Here is a 20081-nt window from a genome sequence, read left to right on the forward strand (position 1 = left end):
AGCGTCATTAATCAGGAGGTGGATGATGCGTGATTTACATAAAGGCGTCTGGCAAATGAGCCTGGCGATGTTAATTTCCGGCTCTATCGGCGCGTTTGTTTTGCTCTCCGGTCTGCCGGTGACGGAAGTGGTGTTCTGGCGCTGTCTTATCGGGGCTATGGCGCTTTTTATTTTTATCCGGGTCAGTCAAAAGCCCTTTAGTCCCCTCACCCGCACCACGCTGCTGCTGGCTATTCTCGGCGGCGTGGCGCTCGTGGTGAACTGGCTGCTGCTCTTCGCAGCCTATGAGCGGATCTCGATTGGCCTTTCGACCGTGGTCTATAACACCCAGCCGTTTATGCTGGTCTTGATGGGGATGTTTTTAGGGGAACGCGTCAGCCTGGTGAAATGGGGCTGGCTGTTTCTCGCCTTTGGCGGCGTGGTGATACTGCTCTCCAGCGAGCTGACCGGCGCGCATGGCGGTGAATGGCTCGCCGGAATCGGTCTGGCCATGTCCGCGGCATTCTTCTACGCGCTAACGGCCATGATTGCCCGCAAGCTGAAGTCCATTGCACCGCAGCATATCGCCTTTATCCAGGTGCTGACGGGCGTCGTGATGCTTTTGCCGTTTGCAAGCCTGCCGTCATTATCCGGTGATTTCCCCTGGCCGATCCTGCTCACGCTCGGCATTGTCCATACCGGCATTATGTACCAGCTGCTCTACAGCGCGATTCAGAAGCTGCCGACGCCCATTACCGGCTCCCTGTCGTTTATCTATCCGGTGGTAGCAATTGTGGTTGATAATCTGCTGTTCGGACATGCGCTGAGCCTGACGCAGCTGGCGGGTGGCGCGCTTATCCTGTTTGCCGCCGCGGGTAACAACCTGGGCTGGGGCGAAAAAAAACCCCGCGAGTGCGGGGTTGGTATCAAAACGGCAAATTAGCGACGGGCGCGTACTATCTGGTATTTGCGCGTCAGGTACTCCACCGGCGCGCTCCAGATATGCACCAGGCGGGAGAACGGGAACAGCACAAACAGCGTCATCCCCAGCACCAGGTGAACACGGAAGATAAACGCTACGCCGTCCAGGTGCGCAGACGCTCCGCCGTGGAAGGTCACCACGGACTGCGCCCAGCCCACCAGCTTCATCATTTCACTGCCGTCCATATGCTGCGCCGAGAACGGAATGGTCAACAGACCCAGCGCGCACTGCACCATCAGCAGGGAGAGGATCAGGATGTCCGCAGCGGTCGTGGTAGCACGCACGCGTGGGCTGAACAGACGACGTTTCAGCAGCAGCAGGCCACCGACTAAGGTCATCACCCCGCAGGCACCGCCGGCGATCATCGCCATCTTCTGCTTCACCTCAATCGGTAGCCACGCTTCATACATCCAGTGCGGCGTCAGCATCCCGAGGAAGTGACCGGCAAAAATGCCCAGAATACCGATGTGGAACAGGTTAGAGCCCACATGCATCCCTTTGCGATCCAGCATCTGGCTGGAGGCGGCACGCCAGGTGTACTGGCCGTAGTCATAACGCAGCCAGCTTCCCACCAGGAACACGGTGCCCGCGATATACGGGTAAATGTCAAAGAAGAACATATTCAGGAAGTGCATTAGTGCCGTCCTCCGTTAGAGATATTCAAATATTGCGGGGCCACGGCACCGGCAAAACGACGCTGATGCGCTGAGATTTCTGATTCCCCGCAGTTCTGGTCAGCGAAGAATTTCACCTGCTCTTCTTCCCATACCGCATCCAGCGCCTGTGGCGTATCGTCACGGGCTTCATCGGCGATTTTCTCCGCCACTTTTTCACTGTCGACCGCGGCGTTGGCCAGCTTCACCAGCAGATCGAACAGCACCGCATAGCGGCTCTCACGCTGCTGAAGACGCGCGCCGAGCAGCGCCAGGATCGGCGCGATGTCCTGCAGACCACCCAACGCCTCCTCTTTCGGCAACTGCGCCAGATACTCCAGATAGAGCGGCAGATGGTCCGGCAGCTCGCGGCTGTCGAGCTGCAGGCCGTGCTGTTCGTACTGGGCCATCAGATCCACCATCGCCTGACCGCGGTCACGGGATTCACCGTGGACGTGTTCAAACAACAGCAGGGACGTTGCACGTCCACGGTCAAACAGCTGGCTGTAGTCCGCCTGCGCGTCCAGAAGGTCGCGCGCTAACAGGTCGCGGAGGAAAACGCCAAGCTTCTGGGCATCCTCTTTATCCAGGTTTTCTGAAGACGCGAGTGCATCAAAGAGTTCCTGCTGATGCTGCGCTAGCGCCGCATCCGGGTACTCAAGCAGTCGAGAAACAATGACAAGTTCAATCATGAGTGCGGCTCCGTTTTACTGGTCACATCCATGGCGTCGATGCGGCGGCTGTTGAACAGGTTGAATTTGCTGTCTGACCCGTGGCAACCATCGCCAAAGCTAAAGCCACAGCCATTTTTCTCCGGGAAGGCTTCGCGGGCCAGCTCACGGTGGCTGCTCGGCACCACGAAGCGGTCTTCGTAGTTGGCAATCGCCAGATAGCGGTACATCTCCTGCGCCTGCGCTTCGGTCAGACCAACCTCTTCCAGCGCGCGGGTATCGGTCACGCCGTCCACGGTTTCGGCACGCTTGAAGTGGCGCATCGCCAGCATACGTTTCAGCGCCAGCAGGACCGGTTGGGTATCCCCTGCGGTCAGCAGGTTTGCCAAGTACTGCACCGGAATGCGCAGGCTCTCTACGTCCGGCAGAATGCCGTTGCTGCCCAGCTCGCCCGCGTCAGCGGCAGACTGAATCGGCGACAGCGGTGGCACGTACCAGACCATCGGCAGCGTGCGGTATTCCGGATGCAGCGGCAGGGCCAGCTTCCAGTCCATCGCCATCTTGTACACCGGCGACTGCTGCGCGGCGTCAATCACGCTCTGCGGAATGCCGTCCTTCAGCGCCTGCTCAATGACCTTCGGATCGTTCGGATCGAGGAACACGTCCAGCTGACGCTGATACAGATCTTTCTCGTTCTCGGTGCTCGCTGCGTTTTCAATCGCGTCCGCGTCGTACAGCAGCACGCCGAGGTAGCGAATACGGCCTACGCAGCTTTCGGAACAGACGGTCGGCATACCGGCTTCAATACGCGGGTAGCAGAAGATGCACTTCTCAGACTTGCCGCTCTTCCAGTTGAAGTAGATCTTTTTGTACGGGCAGCCGGTGATGCACATACGCCAGCCGCGGCACTTGTCCTGGTCGATCAGCACGATGCCATCTTCTTCACGCTTGTAGATGGCGCCGCTCGGGCAGGTCGCCACGCACGCCGGGTTAAGGCAGTGCTCACACAGGCGCGGCAGATACATCATGAAGGTGTTTTCGAACTGGCCGTACATCGCCTTTTGCATGTTCTCGAAGTTCTGGTCTTTGGCGCGTTTCTCGAACTCGCCGCCCAGAATTTCTTCCCAGTTTGGACCGCTGGTAATTTTGTCCATGCGCTGACCGGTGATCAGCGAGCGAGGACGGGCGATCGGCTGGTGTTTGCCTTCCGGCGCGTTGTGCAGGTTCTGGTAGTCGTAATCAAACGGCTCGTAGTAATCATCGATGCCCGGCAGATGCGGGTTAGCGAAGATTTTTCCCAGCAACATCGCACGGTTACCCATGCGCGGCTGCAGCTTGCCGTTGATTTTGCGGATCCAGCCGCCCTTCCACTTCTCCTGGTTTTCCCAGTCGGTCGGGAAGCCGGTGCCCGGCTTGCTTTCCACGTTGTTGAACCAGGCGTATTCCATACCTTCACGGCTGGTCCAGACGTTTTTACAGGTGACCGAGCAGGTATGGCAGCCGATGCATTTATCCAGATTCAGCACCATGCCGACTTGTGAACGAATTTTCATTTTACGCTCTCCTGTACCTGGTCATTACCTTCGCCGTCTAACCAGTTAATATTCTTCATCTTACGTACCACCACGAACTCATCGCGGTTCGATCCTACGGTGCCGTAGTAGTTAAAGCCGTAGGCCAGCTGCGCATAGCCACCGATCATGTGGGTCGGCTTCGGCGTAATGCGGGTCACGGAGTTGTGGATCCCGCCGCGCTGCTCGGTGATCTCTGACCCCGGCAGGTTAACGATACGTTCCTGCGCGTGGTACATCATGGTCATCCCGGCCGGTACGCGCTGGCTCACCACCGCACGCGCCGTCAGGGCACCGTTGCTGTTGAACACTTCGATCCAGTCGTTATCTTCAATACCCAGATCTTTGGCATCCGTTTCGCTCATCCAGACAATCGGACCGCCGCGCGACAGGGTCAGCATCAGCAGGTTGTCGCTGTAGGTGGAGTGGATCCCCCACTTCTGGTGCGGCGTCAGGAAGTTCAGCGCCTTCTCCGGGTTACCGTTCGATTTCGCGCCCATCACCGCTTTCACGGAGCGGGTGTCGATTGGCGGACGGTACACCAGCAGGCTTTCACCGAAGTCGCGCATCCACTGGTGATCCTGATACAACGACTGGCGGCCGGACAGGGTGCGCCATGGGATCAGCTCGTGAACGTTGGTGTAGCCGGCGTTATAGGACACATGCTCGTCTTCCAGGCCTGACCAGGTCGGGCTGGAGATAATCTTGCGCGGCTGGGCCTGAATATCGCGGAAGCGGATTTTCTCTTCCTCTTTATTCGTCGCCAGGTGCGTATGGTCACGACCGGTGAACTCGCTCAGCGCTGCCCAGGCCTTCACCGCCACGTGGCCGTTGGTTTCCGGTGCCAGGGTCAGGATCATCTCTGCCGCATCAATTGCCGTGTTGAGCATTGGCTGGCCTTTCGCTGGACCGTCCGCTTTGGTGTAGTTGAGCTTGCGCAGCAGGTCCATTTCGCTCTGGGTGTTCCAGGCGATCCCTTTCCCGCCGTTACCGATTTTCTCCATCAGCGGGCCGATAGAGGTAAAGCGCTCGTACGTTGCCGGGTAGTCACGCTCAACCGGAATGATGTGCGGTGCGGTCACGCCCGGGATCAGATCGCATTCGCCTTTTTTCCAGTCCTTCACGTCCAGCGGCTGCGCCAGTTCGGCGGCAGAGTCGTGCTGGATGGGCAGCGTCACCACGTCGGTCTCTTTGCCGAGGTGCCCCACGCAGACTTCGGAGAATGTCTTCGCGATGTCTTTGTAGATCTCCCAGTCGCTTTTCGATTCCCACGCCGGGTCAACGGCCGCAGACAGCGGATGAATAAACGGATGCATATCCGAGGTATTCATGTCGTCTTTTTCATACCAGGTGGCGGTAGGCAGCACGATGTCGGAGTACAGGCAGGTACTGGACAGACGGAAGTCGAGAGTGACCACCAGATCCAGCTTGCCGTCGAGACCGTTGTCTTTCCACTCCACCTCTTCCGGCTTCACGCCGCCCTGCTTGCCGAGATCTTTCCCCTGGATACCGTTTTCGGTACCAAGCAGGTATTTCAGCATGTACTCGTGGCCTTTACCGGACGAGCCCAGCAGGTTGGAGCGCCAGATGAACAGGTTACGCGGGTGGTTTTTACCGTTCTCCGGCTGTTCCGCCGCGAAGCGGATTGAGCCATCCTTCAGCGATTTCACGGTGTAATCCACCGGTGACATGCCCGCCTGCTTTGCCGCTTCCGCGATGCGCAGCGGGTTAGTGCCCAGCTGCGGCGCAGACGGCAACCAGCCCATGCGCTCGGCGCGCACGTTGAAGTCAATCAGGTGGCCGCTGTAGCGGGATTTATCCGCCATCGGCGACAGCAGCTCCTGCGCGGTGACCGTCTCGTAGCGCCACTGGCTGGAGTGGTTATAGAAGTAGGAGGTGCTGTTCATGTGGCGTGCCGGACGCTGCCAGTCGAGGGCAAACGCCAGCGGCTGCCAACCGGTCTGTGGACGCAGTTTTTCCTGGCCCACATAGTGTGCCCAGCCGCCGCCGCTCTGACCAACGCAGCCGCAGAAGATCAGCATGTTGATCAGGCCACGGTAGTTCATATCGAGGTGATACCAGTGGTTCAGACCCGCACCGACGATGATCATTGAACGACCATGGGTTTTGTCGGCATTTTCCGCGAACTCGCGGGCGATACGCACGATCTGCGCGCGTGGAACGCCGGTGATCTGCTCTGCCCATGCCGGGGTGTAGGCTTTCACATCGTCATAGCCGGTGGCGCAGTTTTCATCGCCCAGACCACGTTCCAGGCCGTAGTTCGCCATGGTCAGGTCATAGACGGTGGTGACCAGCGCGGTAGACCCGTCGGCCAGCTGCAGGCGTTTTACCGGCAGCTTGTGCATCAGTACGTTTTTCAGTTCAACCTTGTTGAAGTGCTCGGAACCTTCACCGCCGAAGTACGGGAAGCCCACCTCGGCGATCTCGTCCTGGCTTCCCAGCATGCTCAGGCGCAGCTCCGTCTCTTCACCGGTCGTGCCGTTACGCTGCTCAAGGTTCCACTTGCCCTTCTCGCCCCAGCGGAAGCCGATAGAGCCGTTTGGCGCCACCAGCTCGCCGTTGCTGTTATAGGCAACGGTTTTCCACTCTGGGTTATTTTCCTGGCCCAGCGCGTCCACCAGATCGGCGGCGCGCAGCGTACGGCCTGCGGCATAGTACCCGTCACGCTCTTCCAGCATGACCAGCATCGGCATGTCGGTGTAGCGACGGACGTAGTCGGTGAAGTACTGGCTTGGTTTATCCAGGTGGAACTCGCGCAGCATGACGTGGCCCATCGCCATCGCCATCGCCGCATCGGTACCCTGCTTCGGTGCCAGCCACAGATCGCACAGCTTGGCGATTTCGGCGTAGTCCGGGGTCACCGCCACGGTTTTGGTGCCTTTGTAACGGACTTCGGTAAAGAAGTGTGCGTCCGGCGTACGGGTCTGCGGCACGTTAGAGCCCCAGGCGATGATGTAGCTGGAGTTGTACCAGTCCGCAGACTCCGGCACGTCGGTCTGCTCGCCCCAGGTCTGCGGAGACGCCGGTGGCAGGTCGCAGTACCAGTCGTAGAAGCTCAGGCAGGTACCGCCGATTAAGGAGAGATAGCGCGCGCCGGAAGCGTAAGAGACCATCGACATCGCCGGGATCGGCGAGAAGCCCGCCACGCGGTCAGGACCGTAGGTTTTCACGGTGTAGACGTTGGAGGCGGCAATCAACTCGTTCACCTCTTTCCAGGAGGAACGCACAAAGCCGCCGCGGCCGCGAGCCTGCTTGAAGCTTTTCGCTTTATCCGCGTCTTCAATGATAGAGGCCCAGGCATCCACTGGATCGCTGTGTTGCACTTTCGCTTCACGCCACATTTTCATCAGGCGCTTGCGCATCAGGGGGTATTTCAGACGGTTCGCGCTGTAGAGATACCAGGAGTAGCTGGCGCCACGCGGGCAGCCGCGCGGTTCGTGGTTCGGCATATCCGGGCGGGTGCGAGGATAGTCGGTCTGCTGCATTTCCCAGGTCACAAGACCGTTTTTAACGAAAATCTTCCAGCTACATGAGCCAGTGCAGTTCACGCCGTGGGTCGAACGGACGACTTTGTCATGCTGCCAGCGCTGGCGGTAACCGTCTTCCCAGTCCCGGTTGGTATCCAGAACCTGGCCGTGCCCATCGGCAAACGTTTCGCCCTTCTGCTTGAAGTAGCGAAACCGGTCCAAAAATTTGCTCATCGGGTATCTCCTGTATGGAGCCTGTGGCTCTCTAAATCGACATTGCTGATTTGCAGCGAAGGTAACGCCCTGAAAGAGGGGGAGAATTGATAACGATCAAGACGACGAGGGACTTTCAGGCGAGGGGTTACACCTAATACCACCAAAGCGGTATCATTTAAAATTTCATATCCATATGAAATATATCGTTATTTTTAATTTATCGTACAAACCGCCAGGCAAAATTTAACCTCGCAGGTATTAAGGGGTAGAGCGCCCTGTAAAGCGATGGCGATCACAATGCTGCCTGCGGATTTCCTCGGCATGGTAACCAGTATGTTGTAACTATTTTGACGCCAAAAAAAACGCGGCCCGAAGGCCGCGTAAACGGATAATCATACTTACTTATTTTTCTTGGTATTACGGCCATATACCAGCCACGTAATCACGACGCAGGCGATATAGAAGACGAGGAAGACTTTCATGGCACCGGCCGGAGAGCCGGTCAGGTCCAGAGAGATACCGAACGCTTTCGGGATAAAGAAGCCGCCAATCGCGCCGATGGCGGAGATAAAGCCCAGCGCCGCAGCCGTATCCGTCGCCGCTTCGCGCATGGCCTGTTCTTCGCTTCCGCCCTGCGCTTTTACGCGGTCCATGGTCAGCTTACGGAAGATCACGGAGATCATCTGGAAGGTGGACGCGCTCCCCAGCCCGGCCGTCAGGAACAGCACCATAAACACGCCGAAGAAGGCGATGAAGTTACCGCCCTGTCCGTCGGCCGGCAGCGTGAGGAACAGCAACGCACAGAAGACCGCCATCACGACGAAGTTAACCAGCGTCACGCGGGTACCGCCCAGACGGTCAGACACCATGCCGCCCAGCGAGCGAGCAAGGGCGCCAATAAATGGGCCGAAGAAGGCGAATTGCAGGATCTGGACGTCCGGGAACTGCGTTTTCGACAGCATCGCGAAGCCCGCCGAGAAGCCGATAAACGAACCGAAGGTCGCCAGATACAGCAGCGCCATCACCCAGAGGTGTCCACGCTTCAGCACCGGCAGCTGTTCGCTCAGCGACGCCTTCGACGCGGACAGGTCATTCATAAAGAACCAGGCTGCGAGGGTGAAGACCACGAGGAACGGCACCCAGATCCAGGCTGCGTTTTGCAGATAGAGGGAAGAACCGTCCGCCTGCTCAACGCCACCGCCGCCAAAGGCTGCAAAAATCGAGACCGAGATCGCCAGGGGAGCGATCAGCTGCATCACGCTCACGCCCATATTGCCCAGACCGCCGTTAATCCCCAGCGCGCCGCCCTGCTTCGCTTTCGGGAAGAAGAAGCTGATGTTGGCCATGCTGGAGGCGAAGTTCGCCCCGGCAAAGCCGCACAGCAGGGAGATAATCACGAACACGCTGAACGGCGTGGAGGTATCCTGCACCGCGAAGCCCAGCCACACGCAGGGGACGATCATGATGCCCGTACTGAATGCCGTCCAGCGACGGCCGCCAAAGACCGGCACCATAAACGCGTAAGGGACGCGCAGCAACGCGCCTGACAGCGACGGCAGCGCGGTCAGCATAAACAGCTGATCGGTCGTGAACGTAAAGCCGACTTTAGGCAGGTTTACTGCCACCGCGCTAAACAACATCCATACGCAAAACGCTAATAACAAACACGGCACGGAAATCCACAGATTTCGGCTTGCTACACGATGGCCGCGCTGTTGCCAGAACGCCGGATCCTCTGGACGCCAGTCAGTAATAACGGCACCATTTTCCCTTTCGGGAGCGGATGAGTGACTCATAGACACCTCTGATTCTCGAATGATGCTGCAAACATTAGGGTTTTAGGGCGGCGGTAAGTTGATATAAATCAAAGGAAAAGTGGGAGGATTTGCGGCACAAAAAAAGGTGTTATCCTTAGTGAGTAGGCTAATTCGGTAAAAAAGACGTGGTTTTTCACGGCACTGACGATTCCCTGCAACGCCCACCTCTTGCCCCCTACTCCGTTGGCAATTTAGGGGTAATCCTTTATTGGTATGGGTATACTCCAGGGTATGCACCAGAATAGCGCCATTCCTGCAAGCAGGCCACGTCAGGAGCACGCCACCTCTATGTTAAAAAGATGTTTATCTCCGCTGACGCTCGTGAATCAGCTCGCTCTGATCGTTTTGCTGTCCACCGCCATCGGCGTGACCGGCATGGCGATCTCCGGCTGGCTGGTACAAGGGGTACAGGGTAATGCGCATGCCATCAACGAGGCAGGCTCACTACGCATGCAGAGTTATCGCCTGCTGGCGGCGGTTCCCCTGACGCAGGACGATCGGCCTTTAATCGATGAAATGGAGCGCACGGCGTTCAGCCCCGAGCTGGAAAACGCCGCCATTCGCGCCGGCCAGCAGTCCCAGTTGAAAGCCCTTCAGGGGTACTGGCACACCCAGCTGCAGCCCGGCCTGAAACAGGCGCGCAGTACAGAAGCTGTTGCCCAGGACGTGGCGGGGTTTGTCTCCCGCATTGACGCGCTGGTCTCCGCTTTTGACCAGACGACCGAATTACGCATCGACCGGGTGGTGATGGTACACCGGGCCATGGCCCTGTTTATGGGGCTGCTGCTGATCTTCACCATCGTGTGGCTCCGCGCGCGGCTGTTAAATCCCTGGAAACAGCTGCTGGCAATGGCCCGCGCGGTGACCGCACGCGATTTTACCCAGCGCACGCACATCAGCGGGCGCAACGAGATGGCCATGCTCGGCCAGGCTCTCAATACCATGTCGGCAGAGCTCTCCGAGAGCTACGCGGTGCTGGAACAGCGCGTTCAGGAAAAAACGGCCGGGCTGGAGCAGAAAAACGAGATCCTCTCCTTCCTCTGGCAGGCCAACCGTCGGCTGCACATGCAGGTGCCGTTGTGTGAACGTCTTTCGCCGGTGCTGAACGGCCTGCAAAATCTGACCCTGCTGCGCGACCTGGAGCTGCGGGTCTACGATGTGGAAGACGAAGAGAACCACCAGGAATTTACCTGTCAATCCGATATGTCCTGCGATGACAAAGGCTGCCATCTTTGCCCTCGCGGCCTGCCGCCGCTGACCTCCGGCGGCACGACCCTGAAGTGGCGCCTGACGGACAGCCACACCCAGTACGGCATTCTGCTGGCCACCCTACCAACCGGACGCCACCTGAGCCACGACCAGCAGCAGCTGGTGGATACGCTGGTTGAACAGCTGACGGCCACGCTGGCGCTCGACAGGCATCAGGAAAAACAGCAGCAGCTTATCGTCATGGAAGAGCGCGCGACCATCGCCCGCGAGCTGCACGATTCCATCGCCCAGTCGCTCTCTTGTATGAAAATGCAGGTGAGCTGCCTGCAGATGCAGGATGCGGAGATGCCCGAAAGCAACAAACAGCTGCTCAGCCAGATCCGCAACGAGCTGAACACCTCCTGGGTGCAGCTGCGCGAGCTGCTGACCACCTTCCGCCTGCAGTTGACCGAGCCGGGCCTGCGCCCGGCGCTGGAATCCAGCTGTCACGAATTTAGCGCCCGACTGGGGTTCCCGGTGAAGCTGGATTATCAGCTGCCGCCGCGGTTTGTCCCCTCCCATCAGGCCATCCATCTACTGCAGATCGCCCGCGAAGCGCTGAGCAACGTGCTTAAACACGCTGAAGCAACGGCGGTCACGGTCACCGTCAGCCAGCATGATAATCAGGTGAAACTGACGGTTCACGATAACGGCCGCGGCGTGCCGGAAAATGCCGAACGCACTAACCACTATGGTTTAATCATTATGCGAGACCGCGCTCAAAGCCTGCGCGGTGATTGCCAGGTTCGCCGGAGAGAAACGGGCGGCACGGAAGTTGTCGTCACCTTTATTCCCGAGAAACCGCTCACAACTGCTCAAGGAGAAACCCATGACTAATCAGGAACCGGCATCCATCCTGTTGATCGACGACCATCCGATGCTGCGTACTGGCGTGAAACAGCTGGTCAGCATGGCACCCGATATCACCGTGGTGGGCGAAGCCAGCAACGGTGAACAGGGCATTGAGCTTGCCGAATCCCTCGATCCCGATCTGATCCTGCTCGATCTGAATATGCCGGGCATGAACGGTCTGGAGACCCTCGACAAGCTGCGGGAAAAATCGCTTTCCGGCCGCATCGTCGTCTTTAGCGTGTCGAACCATGAAGAGGACGTGGTCACGGCGCTGAAGCGCGGTGCGGATGGCTATCTGCTGAAAGACATGGAGCCGGAAGATCTGCTTAAGGCGCTGCAGCAGGCGGCGGCGGGCGAGATGGTGCTCAGCGAAGCCTTAACGCCAGTGCTGGCCGCCAGCCTGCGCGCTAACCGCGCCACCTCTGACCGTGACGTCAGCCAGCTCACGCCGCGCGAGCGCGACATTCTCAAACTGATTGCCCAAGGGCTGCCGAACAAAATGATCGCCCGCCGTCTGGATATCACCGAAAGCACGGTCAAAGTGCACGTGAAGCATATGCTGAAGAAAATGAAGTTAAAATCTCGCGTTGAAGCCGCCGTGTGGGTGCATCAGGAACGCATCTTCTAAGGACTACTCCTCCGGCAGCAGATTCCAGCGCGGATCGTCGTCAGGCAGTGCGACCAGCGGCTGCACCACTGCCAGCGTGATCTCATTGGACGAGACGCGCTGGCCTTTCTCATCTTCTACCACCGCCGACAGGTGCCAGCGGTTTGTCGCCCCTTCCCGATCATCCCAGGCAGGGATAATCACGCTCCAGCCGTCGCTGCTGTTGCTTTTCGCCGGCGACGTCAGGCTCAGTGCCTGCGTATCGCCCTGCCAGTGGATCTGACGGATGCCGTGCGTGCTGCGAACCTGCAGCTTCAGCATCACGGTCTCACCCCCTTTCAGATCCCACGGCGGCGTGGCCAGCCAGACGGATAGCGTTTTACGCTGGCGGAACTCCATCACCGGCAGGCTGGTGCGCTCAGGTGAGTCGTAGCGGCTGCCGCGCAGGGATCGCGTGGCGGCGACCTCATCGGCGGATAGCTGCTTTGCCAGCGGCACGCCAAAGCGATAGTTGAGCTTCAGTCCGAGGTTATTCTGGCTCTCGCCGCTTTCGCCCTGCTTGTGCCCGGCGGTCAACGTCACCAGCGGAACGGGGGTATAGTTAAGCCCCAGATTGACCGCAACCGGGTTGTGGTACCCGGTGCCGCTGTTGAACAGGTCGACGTTATCGCCAAAGTACTGCTCAAAGCTGACGCTGGTGTTCAGGTGATGAAACCACGGCAGCCAGGCTTTAGCGGTCACGTCATATCCGCGCGCCATGCGCTGCTCCTGAACGTCAGATCGCGCGCGCCATCCGGCAAAGGGCTGATAATAGTTCGCTGACAGGCGCAGATTTTTCCCCCACGCTTCCGCCCCCAGCCCGGCACGCTGCAGGTTTTCATCCAGAAGATTATCGTAAAAGGTGTTGTAGCCCAGCAGCCACTTCCCGGCGACCCAGCGCTGACCGATTCCGGCATTGCTGACCAGGCCATCCGTCTGCTGCGTCAGGCCAAGCTGGCTCCAGCTCAGGTAGCGGTTAGTATCATTCCACGGGATAAACCAGCTCCCGCTGCTGCCGTTAAATTTGCCGTCGTTATCCACCAGCAGGTTCACGCTGGCGTTTCCCCAGGGCGACAGCCAGGACTCAATCTGCTGGTTCACTTCCCCGCTTACCGCGTCGCGCACCTGACCAAAGGCAAACTGACGCGCCTGCTCGCCGGTTGTCAGCCCGTTGTCGGTCATGCTGGCTTCACCGAAGGCTTTCACCATTTCGGCCAGATGTTTTTCCCCTTCGCCGGTGGGCGCCGCCATGCCGAGGTCGGGCAGACTGTCCCCGTTATTATCAAAGGGGTGCTGCGCCTGATGCATAAAGGAATTCGGCGCACCGTGAACGGCTCCGGCCGTAAGAAGGGGGAGTAAAAACAGCAAACGAATGCGGGACGATACAGCCATCAACGTCGTCAATAAGAACCTGTGTTTATGAATAAACTCTTATTATGTTAACGCGATAAGCCCTGAAATGCAGTCCTGGCGGACATTTCAGGATTATCCTGAAACAGCCCTTTCAGCTCCGGCACGCAGGAACCACAGTTCGTACCACAGCGCAGCTTAGCCCCCAGCGCGGTGACGGAATCACACCCTCCGGCAATCGCCTCCCGTATCGCCTCTTCCCCGACGCTGAAACAGCTACAGATAATGCGTCCCGGATCCGTCGCCCTCCCGACGCTCTGCCCGTTCAACAGGGCGTGGCGTTCTGCGGGCAGCACGGGTGGTGAATGAAAAGCGGCTTCAATCACCGTATGCGCCAGCGCCGGTAACGCGGTACCTTCCCAGAAACCCAGCATAAGCTGGCCTTCATACCAGGCCAGCACACTGCTGCGTTCACCGGCCTGAGCAACCTGCAGTTGCCAGCCCCGGCCGCTGGCGTATTCCATTACCCACGACAGCAGCGGTTTATCGCACGCCACCGTCAGGCGTGAAGCTTTACGCCACCAGTAAACCGGAGAGGGCATTTCCAGTCCTTCGCGGGCATAGAGTTCTCCCTGCCAGGCGGGCTGCCAGGGCTGGATTCTGACGGCGGTTTGTTTACTCTCCGGCTGCCCCGAAACCGGATCGCAGCGCCCTTCCACCAGTGCATTCACCTTTCCCTGGCGGGCAAACTCAGCGTTCCAGTGCATCGGGGCAAAAGCGTTCCCTTCACGCTGAGCGTCGCTGATGCGCACTCTTGCAACCATGACGCCGCGCGGCGAACTGATGCGCGCCAGCTGGCCGCCGCACAGGGAAAACCGAACGGCGTCTGCGGGGCAAACCTCAACAAAGGGTTCGGCGATATGCTGCATGAGTCTGGCCACATATCCTGTTCGCGTCATGGTATGCCACTGATCGCGGATGCGCCCGGAGTTGAGAATCAGCGGGTACAACGCGCTGACCGTCGCACCGTGCGACTGTGGGTCAACGGGAACAATGTTTCGGCACGGAAAATCCCCCCCAGGCCACTGCCAGGGCTCAAGCCGCTCCCACTCCTCACGGGTTAACGTAGCCAGGTCGTGAAGGTTTAAGGCCCGCGCGCCGTCATTTTCAAAGGCCGTCAGCGCCGCATGCTCGCAAAAAATCTCGTGGGGATGCTGCCAGGCAAAGGCGTCGCCGTGCCCCAGCCGTTTCGCCACCTGCGCGACGATCCACCAGTCCGGCTTTGCCTCACCGGGCGCGGGCAGAAACGCGCGCTGGCGCGAAATGCGTCGCTCGGAATTGGTTACCGTACCGTCCTTCTCTCCCCAGGCCAGCGCCGGAAAGCGAATATGGGCAAACCGGCTGGTGTCGGTATCGTTCATCACCTCAGAGACAATGACCAGCGGGCAGCGCCCCAGCGCCTGACACACCGCGTGGCTGTCCGGCAGCGAGACGGCAGGATTGGTGCCCATGATCCACACCGCCTTCACCTCGCCGCGGGCAATGGCGTCAAACAGCTCCACCGCCATCAAGCCCGGCGTCTGCGCAAGCCGTTCCGTTCCCCAGAAACGCGCCACCCGCGAGAGATCGTCCGGCTCAAAGTTCATGTGCGCCGCCAGCTGATTTGCCAGCCCGCCCACCTCTCTTCCGCCCATCGCGTTTGGCTGTCCGGTCAGCGAAAACGGGCCGCAGCCCGGACGGTTAAATTTCCCGCTGGCAAGGTGCACGTTAATGATGGCGCTGCATTTGTCGCTGCCGCTGGAGGACTGGTTGATTCCCATGGTGTAGAGCGTGATGGCCCTGGGCGCCGTCATAAACCAGTCGTAAAACGTACCAATATCCTGCGGCGAGAGGCCGCAAAACGCCGCCACGCGGGATATCGGCCACGCGTCCGTTCCCTGAATCACATTGAGCAGACCGACGAACAGCCCGGCGTCGCTGCCGGGAGTGAGCGCCAGATGCAGGTCAGCAATATCACAGGAGGCGGTTCTGCGCGGATCGATGACCACCGCTTTCATCTCCGGATTGTTGTGCTTTGCCTGTACCAGGCGCTGATACAGCACCGGATGCGTCCAGGCCGCGTTTGAGCCCACCAGCACCACCAGATCGCTGTTTTCCACATCCTCGTAGCTGCACGGCACGACATCTTCACCAAAGGCGCGCTTGTAGCCCACGACCGCCGATGACATGCAGAGCCGGGAGTTGGTATCAATGTTCGCCGCGCCGATAAACCCTTTCATCAGCTTATTGGCGGCGTAATAATCCTCGGTAAGCAATTGCCCGGACGCGTAAAACGCCACCGCCTGCGGCCCCCATTTGTCGATAATGTCCTGGAGGCGCTCGCCTGCCGCTCCCAGCGCCTGCGCCCAGGCCACCTCAGCACCGTCAACAACGGGGCGCAGCAATCGCCCCTGTGACCCCATTGTTTCCCCCAGGGCCGATCCTTTCACGCACAAGCGGCCAAAGTTCGCAGGATGGGTTTCATCCCCCCGAACGCTGACCGTTTCACCGTCCACGCGGGCGACCACGCCGCAGCCGACCCCGCAGTAGGGACACGTTGTCCGGGTTTCCGTCATGAGGCCTCCGCACGCATTACCAGGGCATCATTACCGACCCACACCTTGCCGTTCTCAATTTTGACCGGCCAGGCGCGCACCGCGGGTTCGCCGTTCTCCACCTGACAGCCGTCGCGCAGGCGAATACGCTGCTTGTAGAGCGGAGAGATCACCACCGGCTCCCCCGCCGCATCGCCAAGAATGCCTCGGGAAAGCACGTTCGCGCTGCTGCCAGGCTCCCGGTCGTCAAGGGCATAGACGGTTTTGCCAAATCGGAACAACGCAATCGGCTTACGCCCAAGCCGCGCGCCAATGCCCGCCTGCTCGGGGATATCGTCGATGCCACAGATTTCCTGCCAGCGTTTACCTTGATCCGCTGTGATGTCGTTCACCGTCGTGCGGAACAGCGCCAGACGGTTCGGATCGTTAAGCGTGGTTTGCCATTCGCACTGGTAGGTCTCCACCACCCGGGCCATCTCCTGCTCCAGCTCGTGGGCGATGCCCAGGCTATCGTTGAGGATCACCTCCCGAAGGTAGTCGAGACCGCCTTCCAGGTTGTCCATCCAGGTGCTGGTGCGCTGCAGGCGATCCGCCGTGCGGATGTAGAACATCAGGAATCGATCGACGGTGCGGATCAGCGTGTCATCATCGAGATCGCTGGCGAAGAGATCCGCATGGCGAGGCTTCATGCCGCCGTTGCCGCACAGGTAGAGGTTCCACCCCTTATCGGTGGCAATCACCCCCACGTCTTTACTCTGCGCCTCGGCGCATTCGCGGGTACACCCTGAGACCGCCATTTTGATTTTGTGCGGGGCGCGCAGGCCTTTGTAACGGTGCTCGAGCCTGACCGCGAGGCCGGTGGAGTCCTGCACGCCGTAGCGACACCAGGTCGACCCGACGCAGGATTTCACCGTTCGCAGGGATTTGCCGTAGGCGTGCCCGGTTTCGAATCCGGCTTCCACCAGCGCCTGCCAGATCTCCGGCAGCTGTTCCAGCGTGGCGCCAAACAGGTCGATACGCTGGCCGCCGGTGATTTTGCTGTACAGGCTGTAGCGTTTCGCAATCTGGCCGATGGCGATCAGCCCGTCGGCGGTCACTTCCCCCGCAGGCATGCGCGGCACGATGGAGTAAGTACCGTCCTTCTGGATATTGGCGAAGTAGCGGTCGTTGGTATCCTGCAGCGGCAGGTGTGACGGTTTCAGCAGATACTCGTTCCAGCAGGAGGCGAGCACTGACCCCACCAGTGGCTTACAAATTTCGCACCCGTGTCCCTGACCGTAGCGGCTAATGAGCTGGTCAAAGGTGCGGATATGGTTGACGCGCACGAGGTGGTAAATCTCCTGACGCGAGTACGGGAAGTGTTCGCAGATGTCCTTTTTCACCTCCACGCCCTGCGCCGCCAGCTGGAACTCCATCACCTGCTTCACCAGTGCGCTACATCCTCCGCAGCCGGTCGCCGCTTTGGTGCACTGCTTAATCGCGCCGATATCCGTTGCGCCCGCACTTACCGCCTGACAGATATCGCCTTTGCTGACGTTATGACACGAACAGATTTGTGCGCTTTCCGGCAGCGCTGCCACGCCGAGCGCTTTTGGCGCACTGCCTGACGACGCGGGTAATATCAGCGTTTCCGGCTCTTTTGGCAGGGCTATCCCGTTGAGCATCATCTGTACCAGCGTGGCGTATTCGCTGGCATCACCCACCAGCACGCCGCCGAGCAGCGTTTTGCCGTCGTGGCTGACCACGATTTTCTTGTAGATTTGCTGCGGGCCGTGCGTCCACTGGTAGCTCAGCGCCCCCGGCGTGCGGCCGTGAGCATCGCCGAACGAGGCCACGTCCACGCCCAGCAGCTTGAGTTTGGTGCTCATATCCGCGCCGGCGAAGGTTTTCTCCTCTCCCGCCAGCGCGGCGGCGGCCACCCGCGCCATCTGGTAGCCGGGCGCAACCAGCCCGAAGATTTTCCCTTCCCACAGGGCGCATTCACCAATGGCCAGCACGTCCGGATCGGAGGTCTGACAGCGGTCGTCAATGCCGATCCCGCCGCGTTCGCCGATAGCCAGCCCGCTGCTGCGCGCCAGCGCGTCCTGCGGACGAATGCCGGCAGAAAACACCACCATGTCTGTTTCAAGCTGTTCGCCATCGGCAAAGCGCAGCACCAGCCCGCCGTCCGCGGCGGCGATCTCCGTCGTTGCTTTACTGGTATGCACACCGACGCCAAGCGCCTCGATTTTCTTGCGCAGCATCGCCGCGCCGTCGTTGTCGAGCTGGACCGCCATCAGATTGGGCGCAAACTCCACCACGTGAGTTTCCAGCCCGAGCTGCTTCAGGGCATTCGCCGCCTCCAGCCCCAGCAGCCCGCCGCCAATCACGACACCGCGGCGTGAGCCCGCCGCATGCGCCGCAATCTTGTCCAAATCGTCAAGGGTGCGGTAGACAAAACAGCCCGGCAAATCGTGGCCCGGCACGGGCGGCACGAACGGGTATGAGCCGGTCGCCAGCACCAGCTTGTCCCAGTGGGTTTCGTGCCCGCTGGCGCTACGCACCACGCGCGCGTCGCGATCGATAGCGACAATCTGCTGCGACAGGCGCAGCTCAATGCCGTTGTCGGCAAAGAAATCCCCCTCCACCAGCGAAAGCGACGCCGCACTGCGGCCGCCAAAATATTCCGACAGATGCACGCGGTCGTAGGCGGCATAGCGCTCCTCGCCAAAGACAACGATCTGATACTGCTGATGCAGATTGCGGTTAACGCAGTCTTCGAGAAAATGATGGCCGACCATACCGTGCCCAACCACCACCAGAGTAGGTTTTGTCATAGCGTTCTGTCCTGCAACCTGCGGTTGCGTAGTGAAACGATCGAACAGCCAGTCCGCGTGCGCGGGCGCAGCCGTTGCCAGTAAATCGGTAAATGTTGCCGCGCTGCGGCAGTCCCCCATCAGCAGCACGCCAGCCAGCGCCCCCTGATGGATCAGTAAGCGACGATAGTGACGGGTCAGCGCATCCCATGCGCTCCAGACCACATCGCCCTCCTGCTCTGCCGCGCGACCGAGGCTGAACAGCTCCACGCCGGTCACCTTGAGGTGCATGCCGTTGTCGGTCAGGGCAAATGGCGCGGTGACGTCTCCGGCCAGCCGTGCGGCGAGGATATCCGCCTGCGCCAGACAGGGGGCGACCAGGCCAAACGTCTGGCCGTCAATTTCGCAGCATTCGCCAATGGCGTAGACGTCCGGCACGGAGGTTTGCATTTGGTGATCCACCACGATGCCGCGCGCGCAGCGAATGCCGCTGGCCTGCGCCAGTACGACGTTAGGCTGCACGCCCGTCGCCAGCACCACGCGCGCGGCGGTGACGCTGCGTCCGTTCAGCAGCGTCACGCTATTCCCGTCAATCGCCGCGATGCCAGAGGCGAGCTCACAGCGCACGCCCCGCGCCGCCAGCGCCTCTTCCAGCAGCACGCCCGCCTGCTCATCCAGTTGCTGCTCCATCAGCCACGGACCGCGATGAACAAGGATGACGTTGTCCCCTGAGCGCGCCAGCGCTGCCGCCGTCTCAACCCCGAGCACGCCGCCGCCCAGCACTACCACCGGACCGGCGATCGCCCCTATGGCCCGGATATCCTCAAGGGTACGGAACGTGAAGACATGCGGCGCATCGCAGCCGGGAATTGGCGGAACAAAGGGCGTTGATCCGGTGGCAAACACCAGCGCATCCCAGCCCAGCGTGCGGGCGGTGGTTTGCACTTCCCGCGTGTCCACATTCACGGCGAGCGCCTTTTCGCCCCGCAGCACCGTCACGCCCCGTTCCTGGTACCAGTCGTCATTCTGAAGACTGATGCCCGCCGCCGTTTTTTCACCGCCCAGCACCGGCGAAAGCTGGATGCGGTTATAGGCATGCTCCGGCTCGTCACCGATGACGGTAATTGCGAAACGATCGGCAGCACGCCCGGTGAGCGAGGCAATCAGCCGCGTGGCCGCCATGCCATTTCCGATAATGACCAGTCGCATCAAAGCCCCC

Annotated in this window: 11 protein-coding genes; 3 read left to right on the forward strand and 8 right to left on the reverse strand. The window is 60.0% G+C overall.

What is annotated here, in order from left to right; all coding sequences use genetic code 11:
• The first annotated feature begins 25 nt into the window (after nt 1–25).
• Complete coding sequence (locus V1572_RS15840) at nt 26–922, forward strand: DMT family transporter (protein WP_395299996.1); 897 nt, start codon at nt 26–28, stop codon at nt 920–922.
• Here V1572_RS15840 and narI read toward each other — a convergent pair.
• The 5 genes from narI to V1572_RS15865 all read right to left on the reverse strand — a co-directional run bounded on the left by narI (nt 919) and on the right by V1572_RS15865 (nt 9356).
• Complete coding sequence (narI, locus tag V1572_RS15845) at nt 919–1596, reverse strand: respiratory nitrate reductase subunit gamma (RefSeq protein ID WP_023312107.1); 678 nt, start codon at nt 1594–1596, stop codon at nt 919–921. The two genes, V1572_RS15840 and narI, sit on opposite strands and share 4 nt — an antisense overlap.
• The gene (narJ, locus tag V1572_RS15850) at nt 1596–2306 is read right to left on the reverse strand and encodes a nitrate reductase molybdenum cofactor assembly chaperone (RefSeq protein WP_045908972.1); all 711 of its coding nucleotides are present in this window, start codon (nt 2304–2306) and stop codon (nt 1596–1598) included. The genes narI and narJ overlap by 1 nt, the downstream gene beginning before the upstream one ends.
• Nucleotides 2303–3838, reverse strand: a complete 1536-nt coding sequence (narH, locus tag V1572_RS15855; protein WP_063621892.1) for a nitrate reductase subunit beta — start codon at nt 3836–3838, stop codon at nt 2303–2305. The genes narJ and narH overlap by 4 nt, the downstream gene beginning before the upstream one ends.
• Complete coding sequence (locus V1572_RS15860; protein WP_069719045.1) at nt 3835–7578, reverse strand: nitrate reductase subunit alpha; 3744 nt, start codon at nt 7576–7578, stop codon at nt 3835–3837. The genes narH and V1572_RS15860 overlap by 4 nt, the downstream gene beginning before the upstream one ends.
• Before the next feature lie 380 nt (nt 7579–7958).
• Complete coding sequence (locus V1572_RS15865; RefSeq protein ID WP_014884177.1) at nt 7959–9356, reverse strand: NarK family nitrate/nitrite MFS transporter; 1398 nt, start codon at nt 9354–9356, stop codon at nt 7959–7961.
• Nucleotides 9357–9665: 309 nt separating this feature from the next.
• Here V1572_RS15865 and narX point away from each other — a divergent pair, with 309 nt between their 5' ends.
• Both narX and narL read left to right on the forward strand, forming a co-directional pair.
• The gene (gene narX / locus V1572_RS15870) at nt 9666–11462 is read left to right on the forward strand and encodes a nitrate/nitrite two-component system sensor histidine kinase NarX (protein ID WP_048029745.1); all 1797 of its coding nucleotides are present in this window, start codon (nt 9666–9668) and stop codon (nt 11460–11462) included.
• Nucleotides 11455–12105 carry a two-component system response regulator NarL gene (gene narL, locus V1572_RS15875; protein WP_008499531.1) on the forward strand — a complete coding sequence of 217 codons (651 nt, stop codon included), beginning with the start codon at nt 11455–11457 and terminating at the stop codon, nt 12103–12105. Before narX ends, narL begins: the two co-directional genes overlap by 8 nt.
• Nucleotides 12106–12108: 3 nt before the next feature.
• Here the strand turns inward: narL and V1572_RS15880 are convergent, their stop codons facing one another.
• Genes V1572_RS15880 through nirB form a run of 3 tightly spaced genes read right to left on the reverse strand, consistent with a single transcriptional unit; the run spans nt 12109 to nt 20071 of the window.
• Nucleotides 12109–13515, reverse strand: coding sequence for a YchO/YchP family invasin (locus V1572_RS15880; RefSeq protein ID WP_395299364.1), 1407 nt, complete (start codon nt 13513–13515; stop codon nt 12109–12111).
• 47 nt (nt 13516–13562) lie between these two features.
• Nucleotides 13563–16088 (reverse strand): molybdopterin-dependent oxidoreductase, encoded by a 2526-nt coding sequence (locus V1572_RS15885; protein WP_395299365.1) that lies wholly within the window; start codon nt 16086–16088, stop codon nt 13563–13565.
• Nucleotides 16085–20071, reverse strand: coding sequence for a nitrite reductase large subunit NirB (gene nirB, locus V1572_RS15890; RefSeq protein WP_248221602.1), 3987 nt, complete (start codon nt 20069–20071; stop codon nt 16085–16087). The genes V1572_RS15885 and nirB overlap by 4 nt, the downstream gene beginning before the upstream one ends.
• Between the last annotated feature and the right edge of the window lie 10 nt (nt 20072–20081).

This window comes from Enterobacter quasiroggenkampii (genome assembly GCF_043972695.1).
Classification (GTDB): domain Bacteria; phylum Pseudomonadota; class Gammaproteobacteria; order Enterobacterales; family Enterobacteriaceae; genus Enterobacter; species Enterobacter quasiroggenkampii.